Genomic DNA, 12,229 nt, shown 5'->3' with positions numbered 1-12,229 from the left:
CCGGGGCTCGCGATCTCCCGACCTGTCGACCTCCCGGCCCAGGGGCCGGGAGGTCGGGCGCTCACGCGGTCCCGGACGGGAGGCCCTCGGCGGGCCGCAGCGCCGCGGAGAACGACGCGGCGGCCGCGAGGACCGCCTCGGCGTGCCGGCGGCCCGGGTGGCGCCCCAGGCGCTCCGCAGGGCCCGAGACGGACACGGCCGCGACGACCTTCCCCGACGGCCCCCGCACCGGGGCGCTCACCGAGGCCACGCCCGGCTCGCGCTCGCCCACGCTGTGCGCCCACCCGCGCCGGCGGACCCCGGACAGCGTCGAGGCGTCGAACTTCGCCTGGTGCAGCTCCACGGACAGCCGCTCGGGGTCGTCCCAGGCGAGCAGCACCTGCGCCGCGGAGCCCGCGCCCATCGTCATCGACGTCCCGACGGGGACGGTGTCGCGCAGGCCGTGCAGGCGCTCGGCCGCGGCGATGCAGATGCGGTGCTCGCCGTGGCGGCGGTACAGCTGCGCGCTCTCGCCCGTGGCGTCGCGCAGCCCGGTCAGCAGCGGCCCGGCGACGGCCACCAGCCGGTCCTCGCCCGCGGCCGCGGCGAGCTCGGCGTGGCGGTCGCCGAGCACGAAGCGGCCCTGCAGGTCGCGGTCGACGAGGCGGTGGTGCTCCAGGGCGACGGCGAGGCGGTGGGCCGTCGGGCGGGCCAGTCCGGTGGCCGTCACGAGCTGCGCGAGGCTCGCCGGGCCGGCCTCGAGGGCCCCCAGCACCAGCACGGCCTTGTCCAGCACTCCGACTCCGCTACTCTTGTCCACGGAGCGATACTCGCGTCTCAGCATGCGAGACGCAAGCTGGCGGGCATCGCGGGTCGGGAGGAGACACAGGTGGGACGCACACTGGCGGAGAAGGTCTGGGACGACCACGTCGTCCGGCAGGGCGAGGGCAACGAGCCCGACCTGCTCTACATCGACCTGCACCTCGTGCACGAGGTCACGAGCCCGCAGGCGTTCGACGGCCTGCGCCAGGCCGGCCGCCCCGTGCGGCGCCTGGACCTCACGATCGCGACCGAGGACCACAACACGCCCACCGTCGGCATCGACCTCCCGATCGCGGACAAGACCTCGCGCATCCAGATCGAGACGCTGCGCCGCAACTGCGAGGAGTTCGGCGTCCGCCTGCACTCCCTGGGCGACGCCGACCAGGGCATCGTGCACGTCGTCGGCCCGCAGCTCGGGCTCACGCAGCCCGGCATGACCGTCGTGTGCGGCGACTCCCACACCTCCACCCACGGCGCCTTCGGCTCCCTGGCCATGGGCATCGGCACCAGCGAGGTCGAGCACGTCCTCGCCACGCAGACGCTGCCGCTGAAGCCCTTCAAGACCATGGCCATCACGGTCAACGGCCACCTCAAGCCCGGCACGACCGCCAAGGACGTGATCCTCGCGGTCATCGCGGAGATCGGGACCGGCGGCGGCCAGGGCTACGTCCTGGAGTACCGGGGCGAGGCGATCGAGGCCCTGTCCATGGAGGGCCGGATGACGATCTGCAACATGTCGATCGAGGCCGGCGCCCGCGCCGGGATGATCGCGCCCGACGAGAAGACCTTCGCGTACGTCCAGGGCCGCCCGCACGCCCCCACGGGCGCCGACTGGGACGCCGCGGTCGAGTACTGGTCCACGCTCCGCACCGACGACGACGCCGAGTTCGACGCCGAGGTCGTGCTGCAGGGCGAGGACCTCGAGCCCTTCGTCACCTGGGGCACGAACCCCGGCCAGGGCGTCCCGCTGTCCGGCTCCGTCCCCGACCCGGCGAACGTCGGCGAGGACGGTGCGCGGCAGTCCATCGAGCGCGCCCTGGAGTACATGGGCCTCGAGGGCGGCACCCCGATGCGCGAGATCGGCATCGACACCGTCTTCATCGGCTCCTGCACCAACGGGCGCATCGAGGACCTGCGCGCCGCGGCCGAGGTCGTGAAGGGCCGGCAGAAGGCCGACTCGCTGCGCGTGCTGGTGGTCCCGGGCTCGGCGCGCGTGCGCCTGCAGGCCGAGGCGGAGGGCCTGGACCGGGTGTTCCTCGACTTCGGGGCCGAGTGGCGCCACGCGGGCTGCTCCATGTGCCTGGGGATGAACCCCGACCAGCTCGCGGTGGGGGAGCGCAGCGCGTCGACCTCCAACCGCAACTTCGAGGGCCGCCAGGGCAAGGGCGGGCGCACGCACCTCGTCAGCCCGCTGGTCGCCGCGGCGACCGCCGTGCGCGGCACGCTGTCCTCGCCGGCGGACCTCGAGCCCGCCCCCGTCGCCTGAGCCCGACCCGACACCCCGCGCCCGAGAGACCAGGAGCACCCCCGTGGAGAAGTTCTCCGTCCACCGCGGCGTCGGCGTCCCGCTGCGCCGCACCGACGTCGACACCGACCAGATCATCCCCGCCGTGTACCTCAAGCGCGTCACCAAGACCGGCTTCGAGGACGCGCTGTTCGCCGCCTGGCGCGGCGACCCGAACTTCGTGCTCAACCTCGAGCCCTACCGCGCCGGGTCCGTGCTCGTCGCCGGCAACGACTTCGGGACCGGCTCCTCGCGCGAGCACGCCGTCTGGGCCCTGCGGGACTACGGCTTCAAGGTGGTCCTGGCCCCGCGCTTCGCCGACATCTTCCGCGGGAACTCCGGCAAGCAGGGGCTGCTGACCGGGGTCGTCAGCCAGAGCGACGTCGAACTGCTCTGGAAGGCGCTGGAGTCGCACCCCGGCACGGAGGTGACCGTCGACCTCGGCACCCGCACCGCGACCGTGCAGGACCTCACGGTGCCCTTCGAGGTGGACGACTACGTGCGCTGGCGCCTCATGGAGGGCCTCGACGACATCAGCCTGACCCTGCGCCACGCCGACGCGATCACCGACTTCGAGACCCGCCGGCCGTCGTTCAAGCCGGCCACGATCCCGGCCCGCACCGCCTCCTGAGGCCGCCCGGGGGAGCCCCGGAACCGGCGCTGCGGCGCCGGTTCCGGGGCTTCGTCGTTCCAGAGGGGCTGTCCCGCAGCGCTTCTCGCCGACCGTGCCGCGCGGGCGGCGACCGGGTGCGCCACGGCCCACCGTCGAGGCGGGAGCCCGGCGCGGTCCGCCGGGCGGCGCGACTCGCACTGCGCCACAAGGGGATCTGCCACGCACGTGGTGGACGGACGTGATCCGCGGCCGTACCGTTCATCCGTCGGGCTCCTGCTCGGCCCCTGTGCAAGAAGGACAGACAGCCCCTTCCGAGGAGGAGCACCCCCGTGAACAAGGCAGAACTGGTCGACGCTCTCGAGACCCGCCTCGGCGGGAAGCGACAGGCGACCGTGGCCGTCGAGGCCATCGTCGAGATGATCACCCTGACCGTCGCCAAGGGCGACAAGGTGGCCATCAGCGGATTCGGGACCTTCGAGAAGCAGGCTCGCAACGCGCGCACGGGCCGCAACCCCCGCACCGGGGAGGCCGTGAAGATCAAGAAGACCTCCGTGCCGCGCTTCCGCCCGGGCACGGCCTTCAAGGAGGTCGTCTCCGACACGAAGGCGCTGCGCGCCTACACCGCCGGCGCCAAGGAGCGGGCCGCCAGCGGCATCACCTCCGTCGTCCCGGCCGTCGCCGCGACCCCGGCCCGCAAGGCCGCGCCCGCCACGCGCACCTCCGCGGCGAAGTCGGCCGCCCCGGCCGCGGCCCCGGTCCGCAAGACCGCCGCCGCCACCAAGGCCGCCCCCGCCGCGCGCAAGGCCGCGCCGGCGAAGGCGGCCCCCGCCAAGGCCGCTCCCGCGGCGAAGACGACGACGGCCGCGAAGTCCGCCGCCAAGACGACGACGGCGACCCGCGCCACCACGGCGAAGACCGCCACCAAGCGCGCCGCGGCCAAGAAGGCCTGACGCGCAGGCGTCCTCGCGGACGCCGCCCACGACGGAGCCCCCACGACGGAGCCCCCCACCTCGAGCGAGGTGGGGGGCTCCGTCGTCTGCGGGGGTGGGGCTCAGGCGTCGCGGAACGTCTCGATCTGCGCGCCCAGCGGGACGAGCCGCTCGGCGAGCTGCTCGTAGCCGCGGGCGATGATGTCGACGTTGCGCAGCACCGAGGTGCCCTTCGCGGCGAGCATCGCCAGCAGGAGCACCACGGCGGGCCGCAGGGCCGGCGGGCACAGCACCTCGGCACCCGACCAGCGGGTGGGGCCCTCGACCAGCACGCGGTGCGGGTCGAGCAGCTTCACCTTGGCGCCCAGGCGGTTCAGCTCCGTGAGGTAGATGGCCCGGTTGTCGTAGACCCAGTCGTGGACCGTGGTCGAGCCCTCCGCGCTCGCGGCGATGACCGCGAAGAACGGCAGGTTGTCGATGTTCAGCCCCGGGAACGGCATGGGGTGGATCTTGTCGATGGGCGCCCGCAGGTGCGAGGGGTGCACCGTGATGTCGACCAGGCGGGTGCGCCCGTTGGCTGCGGGGTACTCCTCGGTGAGGTCGTACTCCAGGCCCATCTCCGAGAGGATCGCGAGCTCGATCTCGAGGAACTCGATCGGGGCGCGCGTCACCGTCAGCTCGGAGTGCGTGATGATCGCCGCGGTCAGCAGGCTCATGGCCTCGACCGGGTCCTCCGAGGGGGAGTAGTCGACGTCGACGGAGATCTGCGGGACCCCGTGCACGACGAGGGTCGTCGTCCCGATGCCGTCGATGCGCACGCCCAGCTGCTCCAGGAAGAAGCACAGGTCCTGGACCATGTAGTTCGGGCTCGCGTTGCGGATGGTCGTGACGCCGTCGTTGCGGGCCGCGGCCATGAGGGCGTTCTCGGTCACGGTGTCGCCGCGCTCGGTCAGGACGATGGGCTTGCGCGGGGCCACCGACCGGTCGACCACGCCGTGGTAGTAGCCCGTGGTCGCGGTGACGGCCAGGCCGAACGGGCGCAGCGCCACCATGTGCGGCTCCACGGTGCGGGTGCCGAGGTCGCAGCCGCCGGCGTAGGGCAGCTGGAACTCCTCGTAGCGGTGCAGGAGCGGGCCGAGCAGCATGATGATGCTGCGGGTGCGGCGCGCGGTCTCGCCGTCCATGGCGTCCAGGTCCAGGTCGTCGGGGACGTCCAGGACGAGGTCGGCCTCGTTGATCCAGGTGTACTTCACGCCGATGCTGCCGAGGACCTCGAGGATGCGGTGGATCTCGAGGATGCGGGCGACCCCGCGCAGCGTCGTGCGGCCGCGGTTGAGCAGCGCCGCGCACAGCAGCGCGACCCCCGCGTTCTTGCTGGACTTCACGGCGATGCTGCCGGAGAGCTGGGCCCCGCCGTGCACGCGCAGGTGCGTCGGGGTGGGGCGGCCGATGGAGACGATGTCGTCGTTCAGGGCGCTGCCGACGCGCTGCAGCATGTCGATGGAGACGTTCTGCTGACCCTGCTCCATCCGGTGCACCGCGCTCTGGCTGGTGCCCAGGCGCTCGGCCAGCTGGACCTGCGTGAGGCCCCGGTGGCGGCGCGCGTCCCGGATGAGGGCGCCGATCTGGGAGAGGTGGTCACTCGCGGACTCGGTGGAGACTGCCATGGGGCGAGGCTAACTCACAGATGAGATATCGATTGCACGCCAACTCCGCTCGGCGTGTCGTGCCGGGCGGGGACCCCCTAGCCTCACCTGGTGAGCACCGACCCCACCGCCGCCCCGGCCCCCGCACCCGCCCGGGTCGCCGTCCTCGGGGCCGGCGCCTGGGGCAGCGCCTTCGCCCTCGTCCTGGCCGACGCCGGCTCGCAGGTCGTCCTGTGGTCGCGGCGGGAGGAGGTGGCCGAGGAGGTGCGTACGCGCCGCACCAACGCGGCCTACCTCGGCGACGTGCGGCTGCCCGCGGGGGTCGACGCGACCTCCGACGTCGCGGCCGCCGTGGACGGCGCCGACCTCGTGGTCCTCGCCCTGCCCCTGCAGCGACTGCGCGAGCACCTCGACGCCTGGCGGCCGCTGCTGCCGCCCGTGCCGCTCGTGCAGCTGGCCAAGGGCGTGGAGACCGGGACGGGGCGCTTCGGCTGCGAGCTCGTCGCCGAGGCCGCGGGAGTCCCGCCCGAGCGCGTCGTGGCCGTGTCCGGGCCGAACCTCGCCGGGGAGATCGCCCGGCGCGACCCGGCCACCACCGTCGTGGCCTGCCGCGACGAGGCCGTCGCCCACCGCGTCGCCGACGCCTGCAGCTCCGCCGTCTTCCGGCCCTACCTGTCCGACGACGTCATCGGCGTCGACGTCGCGGGCGCCGTGAAGAACGTCGTCGCGCTCGCGGTCGGCATGACCGAGGGCGCCGGGCACGGGGCCAACGCCCGGGCCTCGATCCTCACGCGGGGCCTCGCCGAGACGATGCGCCTCGGCGTGGCCCTGGGCGGGCGCGCGACGACGTTCGCCGGCCTCGCGGGGGTCGGCGACCTCGTGGCCACGTGCGGCTCACCGCTGTCGCGCAACCACCGCGTGGGCCTGGCCCTGGGCCGCGGGACACCGCTGGCGCAGGCCCTGCGCGAGGTCGGCGCCACGGCCGAGGGCGTCACCTCCGCGCCCGCCGTGCTCGAGCGGGCCCGCGCGGCGGGCGTCGAGATGCCGCTGACGGCCGAGGTCGTCGACGTCGTCGCGGGGCGCCGCACGCCCCGCGACGCGGCCGCGCGGCTGCTCTCGCGCTCCCGGACCCTCGACGGGCCCTGAGAGCGGGCCGCCCCCGTCAGGCCTGGGCGGCGTCCGTCGCCGGGGCGGTGTCGGTCGCCGGGGCGGTGTCGGTCGTCTGCGAGGCGTCGAGGGCCTGGGCCAGGTCGCGCCACAGGTCCTCGACGTCCTCGACGCCGACGGACAGCCGCAGCAGGTCCTCGGGCACGACGACGGGCTCGCCGGCGTGGCGGCGGCGGCGCTCGACCAGCGACTCCACCCCGCCGAGGCTCGTCGCCGGCACCCACAGCCGAACGGCGTCGACCACGGCGTCGGCCGCGGCCGGGCCGCCCGCGACCTCGATCGAGACGAGCGCGCCGAAGCCGCTCATCTGCGCCTTCGCCAGCGCGTGGCCCGGGTCGTCGGCCAGCGAGGGGTGGCGCACGCGCGTCACCGCGGGGTGGTCGACGAGGCGGCGCGCCAGCAGGGCCGCGCTGGCCTGCGAGCGCTCCAGGCGCAGCGGCAGCGTCCGGATGCCCCGCAGCGCCAGGAAGGCCTCCAGCGGGCCGGGGACGGCGCCGTGCAGCGTCCGGTGCTGGCGCACCCGGGCCAGGAGGTCCAGGTCGCGCACCACGACCGCGCCGAGGACGACGTCGGAGTGCCCCGAGAGGAACTTCGTCACCGAGTGCACGACGACGTCGACGCCGAGCTCGAGTGGGCGCTGCAGCAGCGGCGTCGCGAAGGTGTTGTCCGCCACCACGACCGCGCCGTGCTCGTGGCCCAGCGCCGCGAGGGCCTCGAGGTCGGCCACCTCCAGCAGCGGGTTCGTCGGCGACTCCAGCCACAGCGCCACGGGACCGGCGGGCAGCGCCTGCAGGGTCGCGCGGACGCCCTCGAGGTCGGTGACGTCGACGTGCTGGACGCGCAGCCGTCCCTGCGCGGCGAGGAGCGCGCTGAGGGCGTGGGTGCCGTTGTAGGCGCCGCGGGGGACCAGGACGGTGCCGTCGGCGGGCAGCAGGTGCAGGGCCGCGCCGACCGCGGCCATTCCGGAGGCGAAGGTGAGCGCGTGGCCGCCCTCGAGGCGGCCGATCGCCTCCTCCAGCGCCGTCCAGGTCGGGTTGCCGAAGCGGCCGTAGCCGAGCTCGCCCGTGCCCATCGCGCCGCCGCCGACGTAGGTGGCGGTCAGGGACACGCCGACGTTCAGCTCGGCGTCGGGACCGCGCGGCGGTCGGCCGGCGACGACGGCCACCGTGTCGGGGGACAGGGCCGGGCGGGCGGCGGGGGCAGGGGTCGGCGAGTCGTGCGCGGGCATGGCAGGACCCAACCACACCGCCGGTAGGGTCGCCGCCGATGAGCAGCCTGAGCGAGGCCCCGACCCCGGTTCCGACCGCCGCACCCGCGCGCCGCCCGCGCGTCGCCGTCCTCTTCGGCGGGCGCTCCTCCGAGCACGCGGTCAGCTGCGTCACCGCGGCCGGGGTGCTCGCCGCGATCGACCGCGAGCGCTACGACGTCGTGCCCGTGGGCATCACCCGCACGGGCCGCTGGGTGCTGGTCGACGAGCACGCCGCGGCCTTCGCCCTCGGCGGGTCCGCGCAGCCCGAGGTGCCCGCCGACGGGGCCCGCGTGGCGCTGTCGCTCGAGGTCGCCGCGGGCGCCCTGGAGGCGCTGGACGCCACGGGCGGGGCCGTCGCCCTGCAGCACGTCGACGTCGTCCTCCCGCTGCTGCACGGGCCCTTCGGCGAGGACGGCACCCTGCAGGGCCTGCTGGAGCTCTCCGACACCCGCTACGTCGGCTCGGGCGTGCTCGCCTCGGCGGCGAGCATGGACAAGCAGGTCATGAAGGTCCTCCTGGCCGGCGCCGGGCTGCCCGTCGGGCCCTGGACGTCGTTCACCGCGCGCCGCTGGGCGGCCGACCCCGACGCGTGCCGCAAGGACGTCGCGACGCTCGGCCTGCCCGTCTTCGTCAAGCCCGCGCGGGCCGGGTCCAGCATCGGCATCACCAAGGTCGACCGGGCCGAGGACCTCGACGCGGCCGTGGCGCTCGCGGTGTCCCACGACCCGAAGGTCGTCGTGGAGGCCGCGCTGGTGGGCCGCGAGGTGGAGTGCGGCGTCCTGGAGGACCTCGGCGGCGGCGAGCCGCTGACGAGCCTGCCCGGCGAGATCGAGGTCCTCGGCGGGCACGCCTTCTACGACTTCGAGGCCAAGTACCTCGACGCGGACTCGGTGCGCCTCACGTGCCCGGCCGACCTGCCCGCCGACGTGGTCGCCGCCGTGCGCCGCACCGCGGTCGACGTCTTCCTGGCCATGGGCGCCGAGGGTCTGGCCCGCGTGGACCTCTTCGTCGACCCCGCGCGCGGGGCCGACGGCATCGTCGTCAACGAGATCAACACCATGCCCGGCTTCACGCCCTTCTCGATGTACCCGCGCATGTGGGCCGAGACGGGCGTGGACTACCCCGAGCTCGTCGACCGGCTGCTGCAGCTCGCGCTGCAGCGCCCCACCGGGCTGCGCTGAGCCTCAGACGCACGCCCGGGTCTGCGGGACCGCCCCGACCGGGGCGGCCAGGTCCACGAGCATCGACGGTGCCCCCGTGGGGTCGCCGCCCGCGAAGCGGACCGTGACCTCGACGGCCGGGTCGCGGCCGTAGGTCAGGAAGCGCACGGCGCGGTCGCTCTGCGCGTCGCGGACCCAGTCGACGCTCGTCGCCTCGTCGGGGCCGATCGGCAGGCACTCCTTGGTCGTGGGACCGATCACGGCCGCGCCGCAGCGCAGCACGACGTCGCGGTCCCCGCCCCAGACGGCCACGCCGGGCGCGCCCTGCGGCACCCGCCCCAGCCCGTCCAGGGACGCCGGCAGCCGCTGGAGCAGCTGCGCGCAGGCCGGCGAGCCGCCCGCGGGCGCGGCCTCGACGGCCGGGGTGCGCGAGAGCACGGCGGTGGCCGCCGCCGCGACCACCGCGACCACCACGACGACCGACCAGATCCGCTGCCGCCGAGTCACCCCGGTAGTGTGACCGCCTCCCGAGGGCGCCCCGACCGCGGGCGCGGACACCGGCGCGGGAGACACGGGCGACGGCGGCGCGGACAGGGGTGCAGGGGTGCGGGTCGGCGACCTGAGCGAGTCGGCGCTGCTGGCGCGGTTCCTGCCCGGCCTGCCGACGCAGGCGCTGCTCGGACCGGGCGACGACGCCGCCGTCCTGGCCGCCCCGGACGGGCGCGTCGTGGCCACGGCCGACGTCCTCGTCGAGCACCGCGACTTCCGCCGCGACTGGTCCACGGGCGCCGACGTCGGCTGGAAGGCCGCCATGCAGAACGTCGCCGACGTCGCCGCCATGGGCGCCGTCTGCACGGGCCTGCTGGTGTCGCTGGGCATGCCGGGGGACCTCGACGTGAGCTGGGTGGACGAGTTCGCCGCGGGCCTCGGGGCGGCCTGCCGGGCCGTCGGGACGAACGTCGTCGGCGGTGACCTCTCGGGCGCCTCCGAGATCGTCGTGGCCGTCACGGCCCTCGGCGACCTCGGCGGGCGGGCGCCGCTGCTGCGCTCCGGCGCGCGGCCCGGCGACGTCGTGACCGTCGCCGGCACCCTGGGCCGCTCGGCGGCGGGCCTGGACCTGCTGCAGCGCGGAGCCACCGCTGACGCGCCCGAGCTCGTGGACGCGCACCGGCGCCCCGTGCCGCCCTGGGCGGCCGGCCCCGCCGCGGCCCTCGCGGGGGCCACCGCGCAGATGGACGTGAGCGACGGCCTCCTGCGCGACGCCGGGCGCCTCGCGAGCGCCAGCGGGGCGGTGCTCGACCTCGACCTGCGCGACGGGGAGCTCGGCCGGTGGGCGGCGGCGCTCGCCGCGGCCACGGGCGTGGCCCCGGCCACCGCCGACGGCTTCGTGCTCACGGGCGGCGAGGACCACGCCCTGCTCGGCTGCTTCCCCGCGGCGGCGGCGCTGCCGCCGGGGGTGCTGGCCGTGGGGAAGGTCCGCGCACCCGGGCCCGGGGAGCGCCCGCGCGTGCTCGTCGACGGCTGGCCGTGGGACGGGCCTGGCGTCGGCTGGGACCACTTCGCCGCGGGCTGACCTCCCGGTGGGCGGGGCCCGGACGTGCAGCGGGGCCGATTCCCCCGGGAGGGAACCGGCCCCGCTGTCTCACACGGTGCTCAAGGGGTCAGCGGGTGACCTTGCCGGCCTTCAGGCAGGAGGTGCACACGTTGAGGCGCTTCGGGGAACCGTTCACGGTGGCCCGGATCCGCTGGATGTTCGGGAGCCACATGCGGTTGGTCCGCCGGTGCGAGTGCGAGACGCTCTTGCCGAAGGACGGTCCCTTGGCGCAGACGTCGCAATGGGCAGCCACGGGAACTCCTGGGGTCGATCGGATGAGGGTGGCGACGCCCCGCACGGGGACGACGCACGGCGCCGGAGGACCGGACACCGCGGACCACCATAGCCGAGCGCGCCGGGTGCCGACGAACCGGTGGTGCGGTCCCCGCCCTGCAGGTGTCAAGGTTGGCTCCGATGAGCCGATGGGAGAAGGTGTCGACCCGGCCTGCGCCTCCCCGTGAGCGCGGGCACGCCTGGTGGGTGCCGCGCGAGCCCGTCGCCGGGACCCGGGTGCTGGGCGTCCTCGCCCTGGGCGGCTGCGTGTACGCGATCCTCAACTCGGTGGTCTCGCCCGAGACCCTGGGGGAGCGGCCCCACGCCTGGCTGATCACCGTGGTGTGCGCGGCGCTGCTCGCGCTCGTCAGCGTCCTGCCCGCGGTGGCCCCCCGGCGGGCCCCGAGCTGGGCGGCCCTGGGGCTCGCCCTCGGTGCGACGGTCATGGTCCTCGTCCTCGACGTCTACACCGACGACACGACGTTCGGCGCGCAGGTCTACCTGGGCTGGCCCGCCCTCTACGCCGCCTACCACCTGAGACGTCCCGCGGCCTGGACCGTCACGACCGCCTGCACGGCGGCCGACGTGACGCTCCTGCTGGCCGTCGACGGGGTGGACATGCTCGTGCGCGACCTGCCCGCCTTCGTGGCCACGTTCGGCTTCATCCCCTGGATGCTCGTCGGCGCCCGCGACCGGCAGGAGGCCATGGTGGCGACGCTGCGGGCCGAGGCCCAGCAGGACGTCCTCACGGGCCTCGCCACGCGGCGCGTCTTCGACGGCGTCCTGCTCGACGAGCTGGCCCGCGACGTCCCCGTGGCGGTGCTGCTGGCCGACGTCGACCGCTTCAAGGACGTCAACGACCGGCACGGGCACGGCGTGGGCGACGGCGTCCTGCAGGTCGTCGCCGAGCAGCTGCGCGCCGCGTGCCGCGAGCAGGACGTCGTCGCCCGCTACGGCGGCGACGAGCTCGCCGTGGTCCTCACCGACGTCGACGCGGCCGCCGTCGCCGGGGTCGCCGAGCGCTTCCGCGCCGCCGTCGAGGGCCTGCGGGTGCCCGCGGGCCCGATGGGCGGGTCGGTGGCGGGCGGGTTCTCCCCGGGCGGGGAGGCGGCCACGCTCGCCGTGACCGTCAGCGTCGGCTTCGCCGTGCACCGGCCCGGCCGCGACGAGGGCTCCGCCCGCGACCTCATGGTCCGCGCCGACGCCGCGCTCTACGCCGCCAAGCGCGGCGGGCGCAACCGCGTCGCCCACGACGACGAGCCGGTCGGCCGCTCGCACCAGCTGGCGCAGTAA

At 75.5% G+C, this 12,229-nt stretch carries 12 protein-coding genes; 7 read left to right on the top strand and 5 right to left on the bottom strand.

Annotated features, from left to right (window positions below; translation table 11 throughout):
- Positions 1–61 precede the first annotated feature (61 nt).
- A complete protein-coding gene (locus F1544_RS03980; RefSeq protein WP_167582334.1) occupies positions 62–799 on the bottom strand; it encodes an IclR family transcriptional regulator in 738 nt (245 codons plus the stop codon).
- 69 nt (positions 800–868) lie between these two features.
- Here F1544_RS03980 and leuC point away from each other — a divergent pair, with 69 nt between their 5' ends.
- From leuC to F1544_RS26105, 3 genes are all read left to right on the top strand, one after another.
- Positions 869–2,287, top strand: a complete 1,419-nt coding sequence (gene leuC / locus F1544_RS03975; RefSeq protein WP_167582332.1) for a 3-isopropylmalate dehydratase large subunit — start codon at positions 869–871, stop codon at positions 2,285–2,287.
- A gap of 43 nt (positions 2,288–2,330) precedes the next feature.
- Positions 2,331–2,936 (top strand): 3-isopropylmalate dehydratase small subunit, encoded by a 606-nt coding sequence (leuD, locus tag F1544_RS03970; RefSeq protein ID WP_167582330.1) that lies wholly within the window; start codon positions 2,331–2,333, stop codon positions 2,934–2,936.
- A 311-nt stretch (positions 2,937–3,247) separates the two neighbouring features.
- Positions 3,248–3,868, top strand: a complete 621-nt coding sequence (locus F1544_RS26105; protein WP_167582328.1) for an HU family DNA-binding protein — start codon at positions 3,248–3,250, stop codon at positions 3,866–3,868.
- 101 nt (positions 3,869–3,969) lie between these two features.
- Here F1544_RS26105 and F1544_RS03960 read toward each other — a convergent pair whose 3' ends face one another.
- Entirely contained in the window at positions 3,970–5,514 is a 1,545-nt protein-coding gene (locus F1544_RS03960; RefSeq protein WP_167582326.1) for a helix-turn-helix domain-containing protein, read from the bottom strand.
- Positions 5,515–5,604: 90 nt separating this feature from the next.
- On the opposite strand from F1544_RS03960, the gene F1544_RS03955 reads away from it, so the two are divergent.
- Positions 5,605–6,639, top strand: coding sequence for an NAD(P)H-dependent glycerol-3-phosphate dehydrogenase (locus F1544_RS03955; protein WP_167582324.1), 1,035 nt, complete (start codon positions 5,605–5,607; stop codon positions 6,637–6,639).
- Positions 6,640–6,655: 16 nt separating this feature from the next.
- On the opposite strand, the gene F1544_RS03950 is transcribed toward F1544_RS03955, so the two are convergent.
- Positions 6,656–7,888 carry a trans-sulfuration enzyme family protein gene (locus tag F1544_RS03950; protein WP_167582322.1) on the bottom strand — a complete coding sequence of 411 codons (1,233 nt, stop codon included), beginning with the start codon at positions 7,886–7,888 and terminating at the stop codon, positions 6,656–6,658.
- A 38-nt stretch (positions 7,889–7,926) separates the two neighbouring features.
- Between F1544_RS03950 and F1544_RS03945 the strand changes: the two genes are divergently transcribed.
- A complete protein-coding gene (locus tag F1544_RS03945) occupies positions 7,927–9,090 on the top strand; it encodes a D-alanine--D-alanine ligase family protein (protein WP_167582320.1) in 1,164 nt (387 codons plus the stop codon).
- Between the two features lie 3 nt (positions 9,091–9,093).
- Here F1544_RS03945 and F1544_RS03940 read toward each other — a convergent pair whose 3' ends face one another.
- Positions 9,094–9,576, bottom strand: coding sequence for a DUF3515 family protein (locus F1544_RS03940; protein WP_167582319.1), 483 nt, complete (start codon positions 9,574–9,576; stop codon positions 9,094–9,096).
- A gap of 97 nt (positions 9,577–9,673) precedes the next feature.
- Here F1544_RS03940 and F1544_RS03935 point away from each other — a divergent pair, with 97 nt between their 5' ends.
- Entirely contained in the window at positions 9,674–10,642 is a 969-nt protein-coding gene (locus F1544_RS03935) for a thiamine-phosphate kinase (RefSeq protein WP_167582318.1), read from the top strand.
- An 88-nt stretch (positions 10,643–10,730) separates the two neighbouring features.
- On the opposite strand, the gene rpmB is transcribed toward F1544_RS03935, so the two are convergent.
- Entirely contained in the window at positions 10,731–10,916 is a 186-nt protein-coding gene (rpmB, locus tag F1544_RS03930; RefSeq protein WP_167582317.1) for a 50S ribosomal protein L28, read from the bottom strand.
- A gap of 161 nt (positions 10,917–11,077) precedes the next feature.
- On the opposite strand from rpmB, the gene F1544_RS03925 reads away from it, so the two are divergent.
- Complete coding sequence (locus tag F1544_RS03925; protein ID WP_167582316.1) at positions 11,078–12,229, top strand: GGDEF domain-containing protein; 1,152 nt, start codon at positions 11,078–11,080, stop codon at positions 12,227–12,229.

Origin of the sequence: Kineococcus rubinsiae, assembly GCF_011839805.1 — a bacterium.
Lineage (GTDB): Bacteria > Actinomycetota > Actinomycetes > Actinomycetales > Kineococcaceae > Kineococcus > Kineococcus rubinsiae.
Note: the sequence above shows the minus strand (reverse complement) of the source record. Positions and strands in the feature narration are given on the sequence as shown.

Coding starts and splice junctions, on each gene's coding strand:
- F1544_RS03960 (WP_167582326.1), bottom strand. CDS start 5,514: ATGGCAGTCTCCACCGAGTCCGCGAGTGACCACCTCTCCCAGATCGGC.
- F1544_RS03950 (WP_167582322.1), bottom strand. CDS start 7,888: ATGCCCGCGCACGACTCGCCGACCCCTGCCCCCGCCGCCCGCCCGGCC.
- F1544_RS03945 (WP_167582320.1), top strand. CDS start 7,927: ATGAGCAGCCTGAGCGAGGCCCCGACCCCGGTTCCGACCGCCGCACCC.
- F1544_RS03925 (WP_167582316.1), top strand. CDS start 11,078: ATGAGCCGATGGGAGAAGGTGTCGACCCGGCCTGCGCCTCCCCGTGAG.